Raw genomic sequence first — 22,797 nt, 5'->3', positions numbered from 1 at the left:
CCTCTTAAATTATGACAGATGTATTAGCAGCTGCGTGTAAGCATCTCACCGAAAAACTAATGCGCGGGGGGTTTGGGGGCGGCGCCACGCCCCCAACGGGGGGTTTGGGGGGTAGAACCCCCCAAAGGCTTGGATTGAGAGATAAAATCGGAAGTAATACGGTCATCCGTTGAGTATGGACTACATATCAAGAGAGGCACTCAGGCAAAACGGAGAATAAATAATCAGTTTTTAATAACTGGATTTAGTATGATAAGCTGTTAAGCAATTTAAATGCGCGGGCAGCTGACAGTACAGTTTATGCCCTTTTGTTAAAGGGGAAGTCAAGATAGATGGTGTAAATGCGCTACTATTTAATGGTAAAGCCGTCCTCAAGAGACGGGGTTTCGGACTCAATTTTTCGATGACCAGAGTAAATCCGAAGTTAATTATTCATGGGGGAGCGAGTTCCCTAGAGGACAAAGGTGGTTTAGAATCAGTGCGCGATTCTCTCCGGGGGATTGTTAAGAATATTTACAACCTCCTTGACAATGGTGCTAGTGCTGTGGAGGCGGTAACAAAAGGATGTATGTTACTGGAGGATGAACCGCGATTTAATGCTGGGACTGGTTCGGTGGTGCAATCGGACGGTCAGGTGCGAATGAGTGCAGCCTTGATGGATGGTCGTCATCAGCGTTTAAGCGGTGTCATTAACGTCTCGCGGGTACAGAATCCCATTAGCCTGGCCCAATTTCTCCAAAGTCAAGAGGATCGCATTCTCTCGGAAATTGGGGCTGCAGATCTGGCCCGAGAATTACAAATTCCCCTCTATGATCCCCTCACCGATTATCGGATTCAAGAATGGATGGAGGAAAGAAAGACGAATTTTAATCGCAAAATGGCCCGTTTATTCGCCGACTCGTCAGCACGACGGGGAACTATCGGGGTAGTGGCCCTTGATCAGCAAGGAGACATCGCCGCCGGAACTTCTACCGGAGGTAAGGGATTAGAAAGAATTGGTCGCGTTAGTGACAGTGCCATGCCGGCCGGCAATTATGCGAATCCATGGGCCGGAGTAAGTTGTACGGGGGTCGGGGAAGATATTATCGATGAGTGTTTAGCCGCTAAGGTGGTCATTCGCGTCACCGATGGTTTTTCCCTCGCCGCTGCCGTGGAGAAGTCCATGCACGAATCCCAAACTAATGGTCGGGATCTGGGCATGATTTCCCTTGATCGTCAGGGTAATATTGTTTGGGGGAAAACGGCGGAAATTCTCTTGGCTGCCTATCACGACGGTCAGGCGATCGGTGATACCCTAGAATGGCACGGTGAAAATGCGGGTTTAATCGGTCATGTAGCCGTCGGATAGTGGAACAAACCGCGATCGAGCCTAGTCTTTTCGGTTAATCTGTGCAAGATACTTCTTCTCGAAAAATCTCCGTGTGGCAATACATTATCCCTATTTTTGACCCCGATGTGAAAAACTGGTCAGCCGAAGCGCGATTATTGCGCTGGATGACCTTTTTGTGGCTGTCAGTCGGGTTAGTGGTGCTTTTTTCTGCCTCCTACGCTCTGGCTGACAGTCGCTTTGATAACGGACTATACTATTTTATCCGCCAATTAATCTGGCTTTGGATTGGCTTAATTGGCTTTAATTTCTTGGTGCGATTGCCGATCGAGAAACTCCTCAAAATCGCCCCCTGGATGATTTTATTAGTTTTAGGATTAATTTTGATCACTCTCATCCCCGGTTTGGGAGCTAATATCAACGGTGCCACCCGTTGGATTAAAATCGGGCCGATTCTCTTGCAACCGTCAGAATTTATGAAACCGTTTCTCGTCCTGCAAGGGGCGGCGGTTTTCGGTGGATGGCCGCGTTTAAATGTCAATCAACGGTTAACTTGGATTGCTATTTTTGGCCTAATTCTAGCCGGCATTCTCTTACAACCTAACTTGAGTACCACTGCTCTGTGTGGTATAACTCTCTGGTTGATCGCTCTCGCCTCCGGTCTGCCTTTATCCTACATGACCAGCACCGCTTTACTGGGTTTAACTATGGCCGTGGTTAGTGTTACTTTCCGCGAATACCAGAGAAAACGGATTTTATCTTTCTTAGACCCCTGGCAGGATCCCCGGGGTGATGGTTATCAATTAGTGCAGAGTTTACTGGCGATCGGTTCTGGCGGAACCACCGGCAGCGGTTACGGTCTATCCCAACAAAAATTATTTTATCTACCCTTCCCAGATACGGATTTTATTTTCGCTGTCTTTGGCGAGGAATTTGGTTTTATTGGCGGTATTTTACTGTTAATTATGCTATTTCTCTACGCTACTCTCGCTCTAATCGTGGCGGTTAAATGTCGTCATCGCATCAAAAAATTAGTGGCGATCGGGGCGATGGTAATTTTAATCGGTCAATCTCTGTTAAATATGGGTGTGGCCACTGGTTCTTTACCCACTACTGGCCTACCTTTCCCTCTCTTTAGTTATGGCGGCAGTTCCAGTTTAGCCAGTCTCTTTTTAGCAGCCCTCTTAATCCGGGTGGCTAGGGAAGAAAATGACCCCGATCCAGTTCCCACCAGTAAAAAAAGTCCTCAGAAAACTGTCTCGGTTTTCAGTCATCAGTGATGAATTATGAATTATGAATTATGAATTATGAAGTGGGGAAGCTGTCTCATCACCCTATCACCCTATCACCCTATCACCCTATCACCCCAAAACCCTAACACCCTATCTCCTGACGACCGACTCCTAACCCAATGTTCGACAAAGATAAGCAAAAATTATTGATTAACTCCACAAACTTGAGAATATTTAAATTAACATTCCGCAATATTTACAAATTCTTAAAAATTAATTGAGAAAGATTTTTATTTAACAACGATGTTATGATGGTTACAGCGATTTTACTGAATTTCATAATGGGTTGTTCTGTGCTTTTTCGGGCCGCAATGGTTGAAACCCTTGCCACACCTAGAAGGTAATCCTCATTAAGACAGGTAAATGAGTCAATTTCACCCACAACGATGATCTTTTTTTTGTGTAGTTTTATTGCAAAAAAAAAGTTTTTTTGACAAAAAGCACAAAGTATGCTGCTGTCAACGGACTTCGTGGGTGTTGGGGGAGAGAGGGGAGAAGGAGAGCAGAGAGAATAAATAAAAACAATCTCCTGATTACTGATCACTGATTACTGATTACTGATTACTGATTAGGTGTCACCTTATCAATAACCTTGAGAGTCCCGTCATCCTTAACAGTCCAGACATCGTAACTACCCACCACATCGCCATTTTCATCGATATCGACATTACCACTGGCCCCCTGATAGTTAATATCCTCGCCTTTGCGAATCATTTCCATGGCTTGACAAGCATCGGTTACTTCCGTCCCCGGACCATTAGCCACCTCACGAATCTTGCTTTGAATCCCTTCACCAGTGTTAGATTTAGCCGCCTCAGCCGCTAACATCAATAAAATCGCCGCGTCCCAAGTATGGGGAACAAAAGCAGTGACATCCTTGCCAGTTTTTTCTTTCCAGAGGCTAGTAAAAGCCCTTAAAGCTTGACCGTCGGCCCCGGGGACAGTGCCTAGGGCGCCGGCAATAATTGACTTACCATCGGTTCCTTTCCCCACCTGTTTGGTGAAATCTTCCGAATAAACCCCATCGGTGAGGAGGACAGTAACTCCTTTGGTCAATCCCTGTTTATAGGCCGCTTGTAGTAATAAACTACCCGTTTCAGCGTAAAGGACTGCCGCTACAGCATCCGGTTGGTTAGCGAAGGCAGCCGCCGCTTCACTATCGAGAGTGGCAGCTTTCGGGTCATAACGGACGGGATTTTGCTTATTAGTGATAGTGCCGCCTAATTTATCGAAAGCGCTCACGAATTCCCGTTCAAATCCCACTCCATAATCGTTATTGATCACGACGGTGGCCACATTTTGAAAACCCTTTTTCTTAGCTAGGACCGCTAAAGCTTGAGCTTGGTAGGTGTCCGGGGGAGCCGTCCGCGCCCAAAAACCTTTAAAATCGCCTTTTTTCGCCCTGTCAGTAAATACAGGACTGGTGCTACCCGGAGAGACTAACATAACTTTCTTTCTCACCGCCACATCGACGGCTGCTCCTGAGACGCTACTGGCAAAGGAACCGATCACACCGGCTACTTTATCCACCTCCGCTAGTTTCGTCATCGCTGAAGCACCGGCGGCGGGATCGGTTTGGTCATCTTCTTTCACGAGGGTGACGGGTTTGCCATTGACTCCACCACAGGCATTGATAGTCTCTACCGCTAGGGCAGACGCTTCGGGCATATTTTGACCAATAGCGGCTAAATCTCCGGTAATGGGCAGTAAAGCCCCTAATTTTAAGCCTTGATCACCGGGGGTAGTGGTGGTGGGACTAGAGGCAGTGTTATCGGGGGTTTGGGCATTATTACAAGCGGTTAAAAAATTAGCTAAGAGGCTGATGCTCAGGGTTAGGGCTAGGGGCGATCGAATATATCTCTGCATGGCAGTAAAATCAAGGATGAGTTAAGGTTGCAAGGCTGAAAAGTCCGGACTGGGAAAATTCTAATCGATGTTAGCATTCTCTCCAAATCAAACAGGTTTTCATCTTAATTTAGATATTGATGGAAAAAATGGCTAATTTGTTCGATTTATGCCCTAGTAATTATGAATTATGAATTATGAATTATGGTTCTTCGGTTTGTCTTATGCAACGTACAGGGTTATAAGGAATGAAACTCTTATAGAGAAAGACATTTGGCGATTTTTGTTAATTGTTTTCGCTCTAGAGCGAACTAATCAATTAAATCTCTTGCCAGATAAGGATTTAGTCGATTTATGCCACCCGATCGAACCATACTAAGTAACTAAGAACCCTGAAAACTCACATCTGATAACTGGTAACTGATCACTGGTAACTGATGGCTGAAAACCCACTTAGGAAGCTTTGGCTAAAACGGTGTTCTGGTTTAAAAACTGAATCGCCGTTTGGTATTGACTATCTTTTTCGGTGCCAATTTCCTGATATGTGATCGGTTCCTGTGCCACCACTTGATCCGGCATAATTCCTAACTTATGAATATCATGGTGGGCTGGAGTTTCATATTTAGCCACGGTAATCGCTAATCCTGCCCCATCGGGTAACTCGAATAAAGACTGAATTAATCCCTTACCAAAAGTCTTTTCTCCCACTAAAACCCCCCGTTGATTGTCCTGTAATGCTCCGGCTAAAATCTCGCTGGCGCTGGCGGTTCCCTGATTGACTAAAACCACTAGAGGCGCATCGGTTAAAGCATTGCCAGCAGCCGCAAAACTATCGGCAATTCCCTCGCGATTAACCGTATAAACGATCGTTCCCTGATTAATCCACATCCGAGCGATTTCTATGCCAGCTTGCAGTAAACCACCGGGGTTATTTCTTAGATCCAAAATATAACCCTTTGCCCCTTGTTTTTGTAGGTTCGTCACCGCTTCCGAGACTTCTTTAGCAGCGTTAGCACTAAATTGATTTAAGCGCACATAACCGATGGGCAAGGAACTAGAATTTTTATCCAAAACCGCTACCACTGGACTTAAAGAAATGCGTTGACGGGTTAAAGATAGGGTTTTTGGTTGACTTTTTTGATAGGGAAGAATCACCAAAGAAACTTCTGTTCCGGCTGTCCCGCGCATTTTAGCCGCCGCCGCATCGAGAGTTAAAGTAGTGGTATCGATGCCATCAATAAACAAAATGCGATCGTGGCTAGTTAGACCAGCGGCCTCGGCAGGAGAACCGGCAAGGGGGGCAACCACTTCTAAGTAACCATTGTCGGGATTGATATTAATTTGCAGTCCTACCCCCGATAATTCCCCCGTGGTGCTAATTTGTAGGTTATGGTATTGATCCGGTCGCAAGAGACGGGTAAAGGGTTCATCGAGAGTGGCTAACATCTGTTCGATCGCATTATAGGCCGCCGTCCGATCGTTAAGGGGTTTTTTGATGAATTGTTCCCGCACCTGCCACCAGTTTTGATGATTAAAGGTGTCATCATAATAAGATTGGTTGACTAATCGCCAAGATTGCAGTAGTAATTTTTGTTCTTCGCTAAAGGCGGCTGCTGTGGGTGTCCATGCCATCCAAGTCAGACAAAACCAAAATCCCACCAATAATCCCGCCCACAACGATTTTTTTCTCATCTTGCTTCTCTTATAAATCCAGTGCTGATCTGCTGATTATTTTCAGTATAGTCTTTTCTCTGAAATCGATTCTTATCTGGTAACTCTTTCCCTTGAAGGCATTCCCATAAAAAAGAGGGTAGTTATGGTTAACTACCCCAAAAAATCCTGCTAAATTGGTGCCATTAAGCGATCGCTTAATTGTTCAGCTACTAGACAGCCACAACTTTTTTACTGACTTGGGTTAATTGCCCTTTAGCATATTTGGCTGCGTAGTCATCGAGGGACATTTGTTTGATTTTGCTGGCGTTACCGGCGGTACCAAATTGTTGATAGCGATCGGCACAAACTTTCTGCATATAGGTGATCGAGGGTTTCAGGAAGAAACGGGGATCAAACTCTTTCGGGTTGCTGAATAGTGCTTCACGAACTGCGGCAGTAATTGCTAAACGGCAGTCGGTGTCGATATTGATTTTACGCACACCACTCTTGATGCCTTTTTGGATTTCTTCCACGGGAACACCGTAGGTTTCAGGGATAGCGCCACCGAATTGGTTGATTAATTCGAGGAGATCTTCAGGAACCGAGGAAGAACCGTGCATGACCAAGTGAGTATTTGGTAAGCGGTTATGAATTTCTTCAATGCGGCTAATAGCGAGAATTTCGCCGGTGGGTTTGCGGGTAAATTTGTAAGCGCCGTGGCTAGTACCAATCGCTACTGCTAAAGCATCTACTTGGGTTCTTTCGACGAAATCCACCGCTTCATCGGGATCGGTTAACAGCATCGAGTGATCTAATTCTCCCTCAAAACCGTGGCCATCTTCCGCTTCTCCTTTACCGGTTTCTAAGGAACCTAAACAACCGAGTTCCCCTTCCACACTAGCACCGATCGAGTGGGCAACTTTTACTACTTCAGCAGTAACGTTAACGTTGTACTCGTAGGTGGCGGGAGTTTTAGCATCCGCTTCTAAGGAACCATCCATCATGACGCTGGTGAAACCGTTACGGATCGCCGAGTAGCAGGTGGCGGGTTCATTACCGTGATCTTGGTGCATCACGATGGGGATATGAGGATAGGTTTCCACCGCGGCGGTGATCAAGTGACGCAGGAAGTTTTCCCCTGCATATTTGCGCGCACCGCGAGAAGCTTGTAGGATAACGGGGCTGTCGGTGGCTGCCGCCGCTTGCATGATCGCTTGGATCTGCTCCATATTATTTACGTTAAAAGCGGGGATGCCATATCCGTTCTCAGCCGCGTGATCCAACAATAACCGCATGGGGACGAGTGCCATATCCTTTACTCCTTAATCTATTTCTTGTTTTTTGTCTCTTTAAATTCAAGAAAGTTAATTCTCTTACCTGTTAATCTTAAGATAGTTTTTACACTTTGACGATCCCCAAAAAAAATTTTTCTAGGTTTCGTCCTAAGATGACCACAATCTCCGTTGCGGCGGTCCGTTAAGTAGTTCGTGTGTATCAAATAGCAGCCGGGGAATCGGCAATTTTTCCGGGCAGCGAGGTAAACAATCGCCGCATTCAGTACAATTATTCGCCTTGCGTCCGGGGAACCAATGACCGGCATTTTCCAGCATTTGATAGCGATACTGGCCAAAATCAGTCATTTCGTAAGCTACGGCCAGATTCCGCAGTCTCAACACTTCGGGGATATTAATATTTTCAGGACAGGGTAAACATTGATAACATTGGCTACATAAATCTGTAGCCAATTTATCGGTTAAATGTGCCTCTAAACGTTTAAAAACGGCAATTTCTGCCGCATCTAGGGGCTGATCTCGTTCGCATACGTTAATAATTGACTCTAATTCCTCTGGTATCGCTGCCCCGACGCTGAGGGTAGTAATGCGCGGATCGCTCAATAAAAAGCGATAATTTAGCTCTAGGGGTGAAAAAGGGGCGCATAATTCCTCTAGCTTCTTAGGAGGTCTGTGGAGACCACCTCCCTTATCAGCAGGGGAAATAATAAACACACCCATGTCCTTTGCCTGGGCTAAAGCGATCGCCGGTTGCTGTCTTTGCCAAAAAAAATAGTAATGGATATTGACAAAAGCGAAGAAATCTGTATTGATCGTCTCCAGAATAATTTCTAGGGGTGCATGGGTAGAAAAGCCAATATGACCGATTTTTCCAGCCTCTTGGGCCAGAAAAACGGCTTTCATGCAGCCTTGCGGGTCTTTAATCCAGTTTAAATGTTCGCGGGTGTTAATACCGTGAATTGCTAGACAATCGAGGTGATTTAATTGTAATCGTTCTAGGGATTCGGCGATCGCTTTTTCCATAGTTTGGCGATCGGGAGTGGGGACCAATTTCGTGGTCAGATAAACCCGCTCCCGCACTCCTTGACGCTGCAGGTAGCGACCGAGAAAAACTTCGCTATTACCGTAACCTCTGGCCGTTTCTAGGTGATTAATCCCCAATTCTAAGGCGCGATCGAGTGTTGCGGCAAATACCGACTCTGAGGACAAACAGCGCATTGTCCCCAGGGAAAACAGCGAAAATTGCCAATTAGTACGGCCAAATCGTCGATAACGCATTGATTCAGTTATCAGTTATCAGTTATCAGTTATCAGTTAAGTAGGGCTTGCTGAATAAATCTAAAAACCTTGTTGGATAAGAATTTTAGACTTTTTTCCCATCAAAAAGTGCCAGACATTGGGGTGATCGGGGGGAAGTTTAGGCACTTTTTCCCTGAAAATTAGGTAACCTCAGTTCGGGATAAGCTAAAACCCTGATGCTACCGTAGCCTGAAACTCCTGTTCTTTCGTGGAAGCTATGGCAAAATTCCCTTATCCCGAACTGACGTTAAGATACAGTCTTATGGGCGAGTGAGTGGAACGAACCACTCCAGACACAAAGGACACAGAGATCGATCACTACTATTATAAGTTAAACTTATCACACAAAGAATAAGACAGCCACTGATAGAGCTTACAGTATAGTGAGTAATAGAAGCATTTTGCAAAGAATTATCGAGATAAAGAATGGATATTCGATCGACTGACACCTCGCTCCTTACTTGGACAGGAGATACTTTAGCCCTAGGTTTACCAGAAGGAGCCGTAGAGATTGCAGGAGAATTGGCAGAATTAAACAATAAACTGGGGGGAACCCTAGAGGAACTCATCTCCGAGACGGAATTCGAGGGAAAATTAGGCAGTAGTGCGGCGACTCGTCTAGGTGGTGGTGGTCCGATTCGCAAATTAATCCTGGTGGGATTGGGAAAAACTGCCGATTTCGACCTGCAAACCCTGCGTCTAGCGGCCGCCGCGATCGCTCGTCTGGCCAAACAACAAAAAAGCCAAGCTCTGGCCATCAGTTTACCGGTAGTTGGTGATCAGTCCGCCACCGCCGGAGCAATCACGGAAGGACTACTACTGGCCAATCATCAGGATACCCGCTTCAAGTCCACTAAAGAGGAAAAAGGAGCCAAATTAGCAACCGTCGAGTTATTGGGTTTAGGAGAACAATCATCGGCGATCGCCAAGGCCGAGCAAATCTGTTCCGGGGTGATTCTGGCCAGAGAATTAGTCAATGCTCCCGCGAACACCGTCACCCCCCTAACCATGGCAGAAACCGCCGAGCAAATTGCTGCTGAATACGGATTAAGTCTTAATATTCTGGAACAGGAAGAATGCGAAAGCTTGGGTATGGGAGCATTCTTAGGAGTGGCAAAAGCATCGGATATTCCCCCGAAATTCATTCATTTAATCTATAAACCCCAAGGAAACCCGAAACGTAAACTAGCAATCGTCGGTAAAAGTTTGACCTTTGATTCCGGCGGTTTGAATATTAAAGGGGCCGGCAGTGGCATCGAAACCATGAAAATGGATATGGGGGGTGGTGCCGCTACCCTAGGCGCGGCTAAGGCGATCGCTCAATTACGGCCAGAAGTGGAAGTACACTTTATCTGTCCGGCTACGGAAAATATGATTAGTGGTCGCGCTATGCACCCCGGGGACATTTTAACCGCTTCTAATGGCAAAACTATTGAAGTCAATAACACCGATGCCGAGGGACGATTAACCCTGGCCGATGGCTTGGTTTTTGCGGAAAAATTAGAGGTGGATGCGATCGTGGATCTAGCCACTTTAACCGGGGCCTGTGTCGTCGCTTTAGGGGAAGATATCGCCGGTTTATGGAGTAGCGATGAGAGTCTCGGTGATCAACTCCAAGAGGCCGCCAAATTAGCCGGCGAAAAATTCTGGCCGATGCCCCTAGAAGAAAAATATTTCGAGGGGATGAAGTCTCAAATTGCCGATATGAAAAACACCGGCCCACGCCCCGGCGGTTCCATTACAGCCGCTTTATTTTTGAAGCAATTCATTGATAATACTCCCTGGCTCCACCTAGATATCGCCGGACCCGTATGGTCCGACAAAGAAAATGGCGTTAATAATTCCGGGGCCACCGGTTTTCCCGTCCGCACTCTAGTTAATTGGGTAATGGCCAATAATTAAGTAAGCGGTATTAGGTGAGGAGTATTTTCACTGTTTACTGTTTACCGATCCCTGAAAAATCTGCCCCACCCCTGACCCCTATCTCAAGGTCGCGAGAGGACTCCCGTTAAACTGCGTAGCGGTTAACGGGAGATGAATCGCGACCAGAATGAAACTAACGCAGTAGCCTTTCCACTTTTGGGGAGTTTTGGTTCTCGACGTATTTTTTTAGTTGTTCGACAGTAACGTCGCCACAACTAGCCACGAAATAAGCTCCCGCCCAAAAATAGGGTTTGTTGTCGAAATACTTTGCCGCCAAATCCGGAAATTCTTGTCTAATTAAGCGACTACTAACTGTTTTAAGGTTAGCGATTAGTTTGGTCTATGATTGTAATTAGTTGATATACTAGGCAGTAGGTGTTACAATTTAACTATACATCACATCACGAAACTAACGACAGTGATAACGCTTACCTACCAGTACAAACTAAAGGTAAACAAGAAACAGGAACGAGAGATTGTCCACATTCTTGATGTTTGTAAGAGCGTTTATAATTACGCGCTCTCGGAACGGAAAGATTGGTTAAACTCTCGAAAGTGTCTTGCGGATCGCTGTTCGCTAGTTTCTGAGTACATAATTCCTGCGGATCAACCCTATCCAAATTACTTCGTTCAAGCTAAAAATCTAACGGAAGCTAAAAAAGTTGACCCGATATTAAAGACGGTTAACGCTCAAGTCTTACAGCAAGTTTTAAAAACTGTAGATAAAGCGTTTGACCATATAAAATCGAAAGGCTTCGGCTTTCCTAGATTTAAGAAAAAGATGCGAAGTTTTGTTTTCCCCGCGCTCTCGAAAAATTTTCTAGGTGACGAATACTTAAATTTTCCACAATTGGGAAAAATTCGGATTAGGAAATCTAGGGAGTACCCGTCTGGGTTTGAGCCTAAACAAGCTCGAATTATCCAAAAAGCGTCGGGATTTTACGTTTTGGTTTCTTTCCAATCTACGGAATTAGTTCCCGATATGACAGTAGGGAAGACCTGTTTAGGAATTGACGCGGGAATTGAGAGTTTTGTCGCTACTTCACGGGGAGATTTAATCAAAGCCCCTCGATTTTTGTTGAAAGTACAGAGTAAGCTTAAATTGCTACAAAGACGCTTGAAACATCAAGTCAAAGGCTCGAAAAATTGGTTGAAACTCCAAGATAAGATAGCGAGATTACACGAAAAAGTGTCTAATACTCGTAGAGATTGGCATTTTAAGTTAGCTCATTACCTTTGCGATCTCGCTGATAATATCTTTGTTGAAGATATTAACTTCGTTTCCTGGTCTAGAGGGATCGTTAGAAAACAATCTCTGGATTCAGGTATCGGTAGTTTTATTAACGAGATATTACCGTTTGTCGCTTGGAAACGGGGAAAATATTATCTTAAGGTTGATAAAAACGGAACCTCGCAAGAGTGTCCGAATTGTGGCGCAATTACTGGTAAAAAAGCGTTATCGGAAAGAGTTCACCGGTGTGATTCTTGCGGCCACATTGAACCGAGAGATACGGCATCAGCGAAGGTAATTGAGAACCGAGGAAAAAACGCGGTCGGACTGACCGTGTTAGAAAACGCTCGCGGAGGCGATTTGACGGGGATCGACTGGGTTAAACTCGGTCGATCTAGTTAAAAGCCTAAGAACCGAGAATCCCCCGCTACACCGCGCTCCGCGGTTAGCGGGGGAGAGTCAATCCCCGATAACTGATAACTGCTAGACTAATTGGGTGATGCTTGCAAGATTAATAAAACCAGTGTCGAGATTAGAATGCAGGGACTTTTAAGAAAACTTTGGCGTGCGATCGAAAACTTTTTTACCCGACTTTTGGGGGGACAAGAGGGAAAGGGGAAAGTACAAGCGATCGAATCTGTTCCCCTAACCGATACAGATTACGAGTTTCTCTATATGCAGTTACTCGATGGAGTGTCCCACGGTTGGCACGAAGGCAGAATTCTGAGATTTTTTGAGAAATTGGGCGATCGAGGTCGGCAAAAAGATTGGGTAGAATGGTTAGAGCGCTTTGGGACCCGTCTGCAATCCTCCGCTTCCCTTAACCAACTTCTCGCCAGCAGAATGATCCGTTTAGGAGAATTAGCTCGCGCTTTCCCCGGGATTGAACGTATTGGTGAAGCTTCCTACGAGATCGGTTATCAACTCTACACCAAAGAAACTGCCACTTTAATTTGGGAATACGCCGGCGAAGATGAGGCCCCGGGTAGTTATTCCCTGCCGCAACCCCCAGAAAATCTCTTATATTCCGGTGAAACTAGCGATTTTAACGGTAATGACCCAGAAAATCCCCAATTAGAAACCCTGACCCTCGATGAATTATTTAACCGTCTGCAAAACGATCCTACCCTAGCCGGGCAAATGGCCGAACAATTGGGCATCGAAAATAAGGACGCAGAAAGCATTATTGATAGTCTGATCGCTCAATTTTCCCCCCAGGAAGCTAAAACCCCTGAAACTGCCGAAGATTGGTTTAATCAGGGCTTAGAACAGGCAAATTTAGGCAATTGGTCAAATGCGATCGCCGATTGGGAACAGGCCCTGACGATCGATCCCCAATTAGCCTCGGCCTGGCATAATCGTGGTGGTGCCTTAGCCATGATTGGTAACTACGAAGAGGCGTTAAATAGTTATGATCGCGCCCTAGAAATCACCCCCAACGATCACCAAGTCATTAACGCTAGAGGCAGCGCCCTATACGGACTGCAACGTTGGCAAGAGGCTTTAGAATGTTGGCAACAGGTGCTAGAAGCGGACGATAATTTTTATCAAGCTTGGTACAATCGCGGCAGTACCCTAGAAAATTTGGGCGAAACCCAAGCAGCGATCGCCTGTTATCAAAAAGCTTTAGGGATTGCGCCGGATTTTGAGCTTGCCCAAACCCGTCTAGAGGCTTTACTAGGGCAAAAACCGCCCGAAGACGACGGTAATCCCCCCGCCTGATTCAATCTGAACTTGAGCAGTCAACAGCCTACAATGGGGAAAGTATAGAGACTAATTTTAATGAATCAGGCCCAGCAATGAGTATAAAAAGCAAACCTCCTTCACAATCTCGCCTGATCGGTAATGTTTTATTAGCCGTAGGCGGCTTATTTCTGATTGTTAACCTCCTTTTCCCGCAATTATTTGGCCCTAGCGTCCCCAAAGTTCCCTATAGTCTTTTTATCGACCAAGTGGAAGATGGCAACGTCGCTAGGGTATCCGTGGGACAGAATGAGATTCGTTATCAGCTTAAAAACGACCAAGAGGGCAACTACGGACGAATTTTCAGCACTACACCGATTTTTGACCTAGAATTGCCCAAACGTCTAGAAGCCAAGGGCGTAGAATTCGCCGCCGCACCACCACCAAAAAATGGCTGGATTGGTAGCGTCCTTAGTTGGGTGATTCCTCCCCTGATTTTTGTTGGTATTTGGCAATTTTTCCTCGCTCGCAGCGGTGGCGGTGGTCCGGCCGGGGCCCTCTCGATTACCAAAAGTCGCGCTAAAGTCTATGTGGAAGGAGACACCACCAAAACCACTTTTGAAGATGTGGCCGGTGTGGAAGAAGCGAAAACCGAATTAGCCGAAATCGTCGAATTTCTCAAATATCCCCAACGTTACATTCAAATCGGGGCGCGGATTCCCAAGGGTGTCCTCCTAGTCGGTCCGCCGGGGACAGGAAAAACCCTGCTGGCAAAAGCAGTAGCAGGAGAAGCGGGGGTTCCTTTCTTTAGTATCTCAGGTTCGGAATTCGTGGAACTCTTTGTTGGTGCAGGGGCAGCCCGAGTGCGAGATCTGTTTGAACAGGCCAAGAAAAAAGCCCCCTGTATTATTTTTATCGATGAATTAGACGCGATCGGTAAATCTCGCGCTAACGGTAATTTTATGGGGGGTAACGATGAACGGGAACAGACTCTAAACCAATTATTGACGGAAATGGACGGTTTTAACGCTGGTGATGCGACGGTGATCGTGCTGGCCGCCACTAATCGCCCCGAAACTCTTGATCCCGCCCTTTTACGCCCCGGCCGTTTTGATCGCCAAGTGTTAGTTGATCGCCCCGATCTGGCTGGACGCTTAAAAATCCTCGAAATCTACGCAGGTAAGGTAAAATTAGGCTCGGATGTGGATTTAAAACAGATTGCTACCCGTACCCCCGGTTTTGCTGGTGCTGACTTAGCTAATCTAGTCAATGAGGCCGCTTTATTGGCAGCCCGCAATCAACGCAGCACCGTCGCCCAAGAGGACTTTAATGAGGCAATCGAGCGGGTAGTGGCCGGTTTAGAGAAGAAAAGCCGGGTTCTCTCGGAAAAAGAGAAGAAAATCGTCGCTTATCACGAAGTTGGTCACGCTCTCGTCGGTGCAGTTATGCCGGGGGGTGGTAAGGTTGCCAAGATTTCGATCGTGCCTCGCGGCATGGCAGCCCTCGGTTATACCCTGCAAATGCCCACTGAAGACCGTTTCCTTATGGATGATACGGAATTACGCGACCAAATTGCTACTCTTTTAGGTGGTCGGGCCGCCGAAGAAATTATCTTCGGTAGTATTACTACTGGGGCCGCTAATGACCTGCAGCGGGCGACAGACTTGGCCGAACGCATGGTGACAACCTATGGTATGAGTAAGACCCTTGGCCCCCTAGCCTACGAAAAAGGTCAACAGAATAGTTTTCTGGGAGATGGCATGATGAATCCCCGGCGCTTGGTGAGCGATGATACGGCCAAAGCGATCGATAATGAAGTGAAAGAGATTGTCGAAAATGGTCATCAGCAGGCCCTGGATATCCTTGCTCAAAATCGCGATTTACTCGAAGAAATTGCCCAAGAAATCCTCAGTAAAGAGGTGATTGAAGGGGAACAATTGCAAGCACTGCTCGAGCGCGTTAAACCCCTCGATCGAGAACCTGTTACTGTTTAGATTGATTTGATTTTTGCCTTACCCCATCTTGAACAAAGATGGGTTTTTTTCTATTATACTAAATCCGGTTATTAAAAATTGATTATTTATTCCTCCTTTTGCCTCTCCGCAGTCCCAGAACCCTACAGCGTTCCCATTAATCTTAACCCCTATTAGAGATTAATACTTTGTAGGGTTGATTCATGAATCAACCCTACAGCGTTCCCATTAATCTTAACCCCTATTAGAGATTGAAACTGGGAGGCAAAAATCAGCGATACTGATATTGAGATCACGATGGTGAATCCAGAAGAGCTAAAGGAGACAGAAAATGGCTAACGAAACCGTCACTTATTCCCTAGAAGCTGTTTTGACAAGGATTGAGGGGAAAATCGACTCTCTGGAAAAACGGATCGATGAGAGATTTGATAAGGTAGATGAGAGATTTGATAAGATAGAAGAACGGTTGACAAAAGTGGAAATAGGACAAGTCGAACTCAAAGGAGAGATTAAAGCCTTGGATCAGCGACTAACCACAGAAATTAAAGGGTTAACTGCAAGAGTTGCCTATCAGGAATTTACCAATCGGGGGATTCTCATCGCTCTGGTTGTAGCCATTTTAGGAGGGGCTGCTAAACTTTTTGGTTTTTTCCCCAATCCCTAACAGCGATCGCCTTAAAATGCTGTAGAATTAACTTGACAAATATTAAAACGCAGCCAAAGACTCTCTGGGAAATGCAGTTAAATAATTGGATGGCGACCTAAAAATATGAGTGAATTAACTATTCGTCCAGCTAAAATTAGTGGTGTCATCCCAGATTCGATCGCCGCCGAGGTAGGTTTTGAAATCGGGGATTCGCTCGTCTCTATTAATGGTAATCGTCCCCGGGACTTAATCGATTATCAATTTTTATGTGCCGATGAATTTTTAACCCTAGAAGTGCTTGATAGTCAGGGCAAAACTCACCAAGTAAAAATCGAAAAAGATTATCATGAAGACTTAGGTTTAGAGTTTGAAACTGCCCTTTTTGATGGCTTAATTCAGTGTAATAATAAATGTCCTTTTTGCTTTATCGATCAACAACCAGAGGGCAAAAGAGAAACTTTATACTATAAAGATGATGACTATCGCTTAAGTTTTCTCTATGGCAGTTATTTAACCTTAACTAATCTCACCTCAAAAGAATGGCAGCGGATCGAAAAGATGCGGATATCACCGCTTTTTGTGTCCGTTCATGCCACGGAACCCGATCTGAGAATTCGTCTCTTAAAAAATCCCCGCGCTGGTCAAATTTTAGACCATTTAAAATGGCTACAAGCCAGACAATTACAAATTCATGCACAAGTGGTAGTTTGTCCCAATATTAATGATGGAATTCATCTCGAAAGAACCCTGTTAGATCTGGTTTCTTTTCATCGGGGAGATATTCCCTGTGTGGAGTCGATTGCTGTAGTTCCGGTGGGATTAACCCGCTTTCGTCCCCAAGAAGATGAATTAATTCCCGTTAGCCAAGAAAAAGCGCGAGAAGTTATTGAACAAGTCCAAACTTTACAGAAAAAATTTCGTCAAGAATTTGGCAGTAATGTGGTATGGTTAGCCGATGAATGGTTTTTAATTGCCCGAGTCGATTTACCCCCTCAATCTCACTACGAAGACTATCCCCAAATCGGTAACGGAGTTGGCTCGATTCGTCAATTTATTAGGGATTTCCAGAAGACAGCTAAGAAGTTATTACCTGCTCAAATTAGTCCCTCTAGACGGTTAATATGGGTAGTGGGCAATGCGGTAGAACAAGCTTTTCAACCCCTAGTTAAACAGTTAAATAAGGTGCAGGGTTTAACCGTGGAATTAGTGGCTTTAAATAGTGATTATTGGGGGCAGGAAATCACGGTTACGGGTTTATTAACTGGGCAAGATATTCTCAAAGGATTACAAGGTAAAAATCTTGGGGATGGGGTTTTATTACCCTCCCTCATGCTCAAGCATGGGGAAGCGGTATTTTTAGATGATCTCACCCTAGAAACTGTTATTAATCAATTAGGAGTCCCTATTTATCCAGTCCTGGGAGTGGAGGAATTAATTAAAACTTGTCTTGCTCTCAATCCTTTCTCTGACTTTCTCTCACATATTGGTGAGCAGTAAAAGTGATTAAAAGAGGGCGAATGCAATTCGCCCCTACAATAATATTATTGCGCCAATGGTAGGGGCGCATCGCGTGCGCCCAAAATGTAATATAGATATTTCGACCAAATTGATTTGAGTTTTTACTGAGCGGTATTAAGTAAAAAATTGCCGTTTTCTTGGCACTGATAACTGATTACTGATTACTGATTACTGTCTTAGCCGATTTCCGCATTACCTGTACCTTGAAACATCAGCCAAGAGAGGAAAAAATTAGCCACAAAAATCGCTAATAAAGAAGTTACCACAGCCGTGGTAGTAGATTGACCAACTCCTTTAGCACCGCCGGTGGTGGTTAAACCCCAACTGCAACCGATAATGGCAATTAAAACCCCAAAAATTAGCGACTTTAACATAGAACTAATTAAATCCCATGTTTCCATAAAATTTTGGGCTGATTGTAAAAATAGGGAATAGGAAATGCCGTAAAGACTATCGGAAATAAATAAACCCCCCAGTAGCCCTGTGACTAAAGAGATAATAGTGAGCAGGGGTAACATTAAACTACAGGCAATCACCCGGGGAATGACCAAATAATCGATCGGATCGGTTTTTAAAATATATAAAGCGTCAATTTGTTCTGTTACTCGCATTGTACCAATTTCGGCGGCAAAAGCCGAGCCAACTCTTCCCGCCACCACCACTGCGGTTAAAACTGGGGCTAATTCTCTTGTTAAAGCCAAGGAAAGGACTCCCCCAACAAAACTACCCGCCCCAAAAAAAATAAATTCTCTGGCTACCTGAATAGTGAAAACCATACCCACAAAAGCAGCAGTAATTAGGGCAATTGTCAAGGATTCGGGTCCCACAATACTCATTTGTTCAAGAGTATTACGCCGGTGGATTTTGCCATTAAGAATATGTAAAAAAGTTTGTCCCGCTAACAAACCGGCAGCCCCCAAACGCTGAAACCATAAACTTAAACCACTGGCAGCATCACTTTTTCTTGGCATTTGTCGAGGGACTATCGCTAAAATCTAACTTATTATAGGCGAGAATTCCCTCTGATTATCCCTCGATTGTTGGGACTTGCTTTGATGCCACTCGATCGAGGGATAACAAACCATGGTTTTGTGCTGCCGGCAGGGGATAATAGAATTATCTAGTAGCCGTCAGCTATCAACCCTGATTCTTTATCCATGCCAGATTTAGCGAAAATTATCCTGAAAAACCATAAAATTGATGCTGTTAAACGATTCCATCCTTGGATATTTTCCGGGGCGATTAAAGAGATGGAGGGAGAAGTCAAAGAGGGTGCTATCGTTGAGGTTTATAGCGATCGAGGCGAATATCTAGCCACTGGACTGTATAATCCTAGCAATATTGCCGTTAAAATTCTTTCTTTCCAAAAAGTCAGCGATATTGCTCAATTATTTCTCGAAAAATTCCAGAATGCCTATCGGCTGCGGCAACAAATCGGTTTAGTGGATAACCCGAAAACTAACTGTTATCGTTTAATTAACGCTGAAGGAGACGGTTTACCTAGTTTAATCGTCGATTGGTACAATGGCACGGCGGTTATTCAAGCTTATTCCTTAGCTTTATACCAACGTCTCGATCTGATTGTCGATTGTCTGAAAACTATCTACGCTGACAATTTACGGGCAGTTTACGATAAAAGTGCCGCAGTTTTGGCGAAAAGCGCCCATATTTCCGAGAATAAATACTTATTTGGTCAAAAAACCAGCGATGAGGTGTTAGAATCCGGCCATCGCTTTATTATTGATTGGGAAAAAGGACAAAAAACGGGATTTTTCCTCGATCAAAGAGAAAACAGAGCTTTATTATCTCAATATTCCCATAATAAACGGGTTTTAAACACTTTTTCTTATTCTGGCGGCTTTTCTGTCTATGCCATGCAAGCGGGGGCTGCCCTAGTCGATTCCGTTGATAGTTCCCACGGTGCGATCGATCTTACCGAAAAAAATATCGCCCTGAATAATCTCAGTCAAGTTCCCCATCAATCCTACAGCGCCGATGTTTTTAACTTTCTGCGCGACTGTCAGGAGGATTACGATCTGATTGTCCTCGATCCCCCCGCTTTTGCCAAAAGTATCCAATCCCGTCATCAGGCGGTTATGGCTTATAAAAGATTAAATTACCAAGCTTTCCAGAAAATTCGCCCCCAAGGTATTATTTTCACCTTTTCCTGTTCCCAAGTGGTTAACGAAGAACATTTTCAGGGGGCTGTCATGGCTGCCGCCATTGAATCGGCTCGCCCAGTGCGAATTTTAGCACGTTTAAGCCAACCGGCGGACCATCCCACCAGTATCTATCACTCGGAAGGTTCCTACCTGAAAGGATTGGTTTTAGCGGTGGATTGATGGAAAATTAAACGATTACCATCGGGATCATAGATGTAGATTTCCGAACCGTGGGAAGCTTGGCTAATTTCTCCCCTAGCACCATAGCCGATTTCGCTCCAATGCTCGATCGCTTTTTCGAGACTCTCCACCTCGAAACAAATGCTCATGCCACTGCCCCTAGAATCGCCAAATTCCTCTCTGTGGGACTCTTTAGGGCAAAAAAGACCTAATTTAAGGTTAATCAGCCTAAATTCCGCATAAACGGCGGCAAGGTAGGGGCTTGGTTCCTGTTGCAACAGTTGACGATAAAACTGCACCGAGCGATCGAAATTACTCGTTCCTAGGGCAATAAAAGCCTCTGTGTAATTGAATGGACTATCGGGGGGGTTATTCATCGGGGTTGGCAAGCTTTTTCAGTGATCGGTAAACAGTAAACAATGGCTGGGGAAAGTTCAGTCATGGGGTGGCAGGGGGGATTAGGCCGCGTCTGACCAGTAAAGATAAGCATGAAAACTCATAAATACCCCGCTAATTTCTTGAATTTCTCCCAATTGGGAGATCGCCTCGTTAATGGTGTGATATTTAATCTCGATCAGTTTTGGCAATTTCTCCCGGTCAAGCTCGCCAACGCCAGAGCGAATATACTGATCAAGAATAAAGTCGAGAAACTCCCGTTGTTTTCGCGTGTATTTCGAGAAAATTAAATCTTTGTGCTTGATTACCCGCTCTTCTCTGGTCAAGGGTCTGGCTGCGTAGGCGATATAGGTCAGCACGTCGTAAATATCACTATTTTCCGTGTTGGTGATCCGGGCGATCGCCTGTAGCTGTTCCTCGCCGTAGCCTTTTTCCGCGAGTCCAGTTAGCAGGGATTTGCGGGTGTCGGGTCGGCCCCAGAGATGGCGCAATTCCGCTTCATCTTGAAAAAGATCGGGAATATCCCCGAAAAGCTGCTGGATAAACTCCTCGGCCGAGATCGGTTTTCCGTCGGCATTCCAGAAAGTTGTTCTCTGGGTGTGTTCCAGTTCTCGTTCCTTGCCGTCGGCCAGTTTGATTTTAATTTTCTGGCGTATCGGCAGAGGATCCGGCTCGTCGAGAGGATCTTCGATCGCGTCAGGTGGTTCGGGGCGCGGCCTCGGATCGATGACGACGGGTTCCTGCGGTTCCCCGTCCCATTCGGGATCGTTAAAGTTTTCGTGGGCTTTAACAAAATCGTAGATGGTGAAATAGTCTTTATTATCGAAAAGGCGCGTCCCCCGCCCGATAATCTGTTTGAACTCGATCATCGATTTGACCGGACGCAGTAGAACGATATTTCTCAGGTTTCTAGCATCCACCCCGGTGGAGAGTTTGCGAGAGGTGGTGAGGATGGTGGGGAGCCTTTTCTCGTTATCTTGAAACTTTTTTAAGTGGGTTTCTCCCAAGCTGCCATCGTTGGCCGTAACGCGAGCGCAGTAGTTAGGATCGCTGCTGATAGCCATTTGATTGATCAGATCGCGAATGGCTAGGGCGTGGTCTTGATTGGCGCAGAAAACCAGGGTTTTCTCGTTTTGGTCGATCGCCTCCATAAAAATTTTTACCCTTTGGCGTTCCCGTTCCTCGATCTCGATAATCCGGTTAAAGTCGGATTCAGTATAAACCTTGTTTTCGTCGATATCGCCCTCGATCAGTTCATCGTCGGGATCATATTGGTACTCGTCGAGACTGGTGGTGAATTCAACCACCTTAAAGGGGGTTAGGTAGCCCTCGTTAATGCCTTCTTTCAGGGAATAGGTGTAGAGGGGTTCGCCGAAATATTTGTAGGTGTCGCCGTTGAGATCCCGTTTCGGGGTGGCAGTTAATCCCAGTTGTACAGCAGGGGCAAAGTATTCGAGGATTTTTCGCCAAGTGCTTTCGTCGTTGGCCCCGCCCCGATGACATTCATCCACGATCACCAAGTCGAAAAAGTCGGGGGCGTATTCGAGGAAGTTAGGGGCTAGTTCCTCGCCGTTTTGGGTCATAAAGGTTTGAAAGATCGAAAAAAAGACGCTGCCGTTTTTAGGGACTTTCTTTGTTTTCTGGATGTTCTTCGGTTCGATCCGAACGAGGGCATCTTCGGGGAAGGCGGTAAACTCGGTTAAAGCTTGATTAGCCAGAATATTGCGGTCCGTAAGGAAGAGAATACAGGGCCGGTGGGTCGGTTCACCGCTCAGGTTCCAACTACTATGAAAGAGTTTCCATGCGATTTGAAGGGCGATCGTTGTTTTGCCGGTGCCGGTGGCCATGGTCAGGAGCATCCGTTTTTGACCAGCTGCGATCGCTTCTAGAACGGCCTGGATGGCGTTGTGTTGGTAGTAGCGGGACTCGCGCATCCCGCTTTTATTATCGGGGGGGACGGTGGCGAAACGGTCGCGCCAGTGGTTGGAATCGGGGTAGGTGGCCGCCCAGAGTTCTTCCTGGGTGGGGTAGCGATCGATATAGCCTTCTTTTCCGGCGCGGGTATCCACTCGATAAATGCGGAGGCCGTTGGTACAGAGGGCGAAGGGAGTTTGCAGGCGCTCGGCGTAGTCCTTAGCCTGCCCAAGTCCCTCGGTGGGGTGCGCGTCGCGTTTTTTGGCTTCCAGGGTGGCGAGTTTGTGACCGCGATAGACCAGGACATAATCGCAGGTTTTCGATGAACTGCGCTGGCCAGAACCCACCAGACGACCGGGGGCAATTACCTCGCGACGAATTTTACTGTCGGGAATGACTCCCCATCCGGCGGCTTTGAGGGCAGGGTCAATCAGTTCGGCTCTGGTTTCGGCTTCGTTCATAA

General features: G+C 45.8%; 16 protein-coding genes and 1 pseudogene. 9 read left to right on the top strand and 8 right to left on the bottom strand.

Translation table 11 applies throughout. The annotated features are described in order from the left end of the window. Window positions 1–403: 403 nt before the first annotated feature. Together myaer_RS02295 and myaer_RS02290 are read left to right on the top strand one after the other, a co-directional pair. A complete protein-coding gene (locus myaer_RS02295) occupies window positions 404–1,348 on the top strand; it encodes an isoaspartyl peptidase/L-asparaginase (RefSeq protein ID WP_046660798.1) in 945 nt (314 codons plus the stop codon). 71 nt (window positions 1,349–1,419) lie between these two features. Then, a complete protein-coding gene (locus tag myaer_RS02290; RefSeq protein ID WP_046663577.1) occupies window positions 1,420–2,607 on the top strand; it encodes an FtsW/RodA/SpoVE family cell cycle protein in 1,188 nt (395 codons plus the stop codon). A gap of 573 nt (window positions 2,608–3,180) precedes the next feature. Here the strand turns inward: myaer_RS02290 and myaer_RS02280 are convergent. The 4 genes from myaer_RS02280 to myaer_RS02265 form a co-directional block, all read right to left on the bottom strand. Next, complete coding sequence (locus myaer_RS02280; protein WP_046660797.1) at window positions 3,181–4,485, bottom strand: ABC transporter substrate-binding protein; 1,305 nt, start codon at window positions 4,483–4,485, stop codon at window positions 3,181–3,183. Window positions 4,486–4,917: 432 nt separating this feature from the next. Then, window positions 4,918–6,156, bottom strand: coding sequence for a carboxyl-terminal processing protease CtpA (gene ctpA / locus myaer_RS02275; protein WP_046660796.1), 1,239 nt, complete (start codon window positions 6,154–6,156; stop codon window positions 4,918–4,920). Between the two features lie 191 nt (window positions 6,157–6,347). Continuing rightward, complete coding sequence (fba, locus tag myaer_RS02270; RefSeq protein ID WP_002744497.1) at window positions 6,348–7,427, bottom strand: class II fructose-bisphosphate aldolase; 1,080 nt, start codon at window positions 7,425–7,427, stop codon at window positions 6,348–6,350. Window positions 7,428–7,559: 132 nt separating this feature from the next. Beyond that, window positions 7,560–8,687: an aldo/keto reductase gene (locus tag myaer_RS02265; protein ID WP_046660795.1), complete on the bottom strand. Its 1,128-nt coding sequence runs from the start codon at window positions 8,685–8,687 to the stop codon at window positions 7,560–7,562. Window positions 8,688–9,134: 447 nt separating this feature from the next. On the opposite strand from myaer_RS02265, the gene myaer_RS02260 reads away from it, so the two are divergent. After that, complete coding sequence (locus myaer_RS02260; protein ID WP_046660794.1) at window positions 9,135–10,610, top strand: leucyl aminopeptidase; 1,476 nt, start codon at window positions 9,135–9,137, stop codon at window positions 10,608–10,610. Between the two features lie 154 nt (window positions 10,611–10,764). Here myaer_RS02260 and myaer_RS02255 read toward each other — a convergent pair. Continuing rightward, window positions 10,765–10,971, bottom strand: a pseudogene (locus myaer_RS02255) (IS200/IS605 family transposase); the annotation flags it as partial. Between the two features lie 78 nt (window positions 10,972–11,049). Here myaer_RS02255 and myaer_RS02250 point away from each other — a divergent pair. The 5 genes from myaer_RS02250 (at window position 11,050) to myaer_RS02230 (ending at window position 17,661) form a co-directional block, all read left to right on the top strand. Then, window positions 11,050–12,264, top strand: a complete 1,215-nt coding sequence (locus myaer_RS02250) for an RNA-guided endonuclease InsQ/TnpB family protein (RefSeq protein ID WP_046660793.1) — start codon at window positions 11,050–11,052, stop codon at window positions 12,262–12,264. Between the two features lie 135 nt (window positions 12,265–12,399). Next, complete coding sequence (locus myaer_RS02245; RefSeq protein WP_046660792.1) at window positions 12,400–13,584, top strand: tetratricopeptide repeat protein; 1,185 nt, start codon at window positions 12,400–12,402, stop codon at window positions 13,582–13,584. Window positions 13,585–13,661: 77 nt separating this feature from the next. Then, complete coding sequence (ftsH4, locus tag myaer_RS02240) at window positions 13,662–15,539, top strand: ATP-dependent zinc metalloprotease FtsH4 (protein WP_046660791.1); 1,878 nt, start codon at window positions 13,662–13,664, stop codon at window positions 15,537–15,539. 310 nt (window positions 15,540–15,849) lie between these two features. Then, the gene (locus myaer_RS02235; RefSeq protein ID WP_046660790.1) at window positions 15,850–16,182 is read left to right on the top strand and encodes a DUF4164 family protein; all 333 of its coding nucleotides are present in this window, start codon (window positions 15,850–15,852) and stop codon (window positions 16,180–16,182) included. Between the two features lie 105 nt (window positions 16,183–16,287). Further along, a complete protein-coding gene (locus tag myaer_RS02230) occupies window positions 16,288–17,661 on the top strand; it encodes a TIGR03279 family radical SAM protein (protein WP_046660789.1) in 1,374 nt (457 codons plus the stop codon). 197 nt (window positions 17,662–17,858) lie between these two features. Here myaer_RS02230 and myaer_RS02225 read toward each other — a convergent pair whose 3' ends face one another. Then, window positions 17,859–18,653, bottom strand: a complete 795-nt coding sequence (locus myaer_RS02225; RefSeq protein ID WP_046660788.1) for an MlaE family lipid ABC transporter permease subunit — start codon at window positions 18,651–18,653, stop codon at window positions 17,859–17,861. Window positions 18,654–18,839: 186 nt separating this feature from the next. On the opposite strand from myaer_RS02225, the gene myaer_RS02220 reads away from it, so the two are divergent. Then, window positions 18,840–20,024, top strand: a complete 1,185-nt coding sequence (locus tag myaer_RS02220; RefSeq protein ID WP_046660787.1) for a class I SAM-dependent rRNA methyltransferase — start codon at window positions 18,840–18,842, stop codon at window positions 20,022–20,024. Here the strand turns inward: myaer_RS02220 and myaer_RS02215 are convergent. Further along, window positions 19,991–20,401: a VOC family protein gene (locus myaer_RS02215; RefSeq protein WP_046660786.1), complete on the bottom strand. Its 411-nt coding sequence runs from the start codon at window positions 20,399–20,401 to the stop codon at window positions 19,991–19,993. The two genes, myaer_RS02220 and myaer_RS02215, sit on opposite strands and share 34 nt — an antisense overlap. 81 nt (window positions 20,402–20,482) lie before the next feature. After that, on the bottom strand, window positions 20,483–22,795 hold the full coding sequence (gene hsdR / locus myaer_RS02210; protein ID WP_046660785.1) for an EcoAI/FtnUII family type I restriction enzme subunit R: 2,313 nt from the start codon (window positions 22,793–22,795) through the stop codon (window positions 20,483–20,485). Window positions 22,796–22,797: the final 2 nt, after the last annotated feature.

Source organism: Microcystis aeruginosa NIES-2549, from assembly GCF_000981785.2.
Classification (GTDB): Bacteria; Cyanobacteriota; Cyanobacteriia; order Cyanobacteriales; family Microcystaceae; genus Microcystis; species Microcystis aeruginosa_C.
This window is presented reverse-complemented; position numbering and strand designations above follow the sequence as displayed.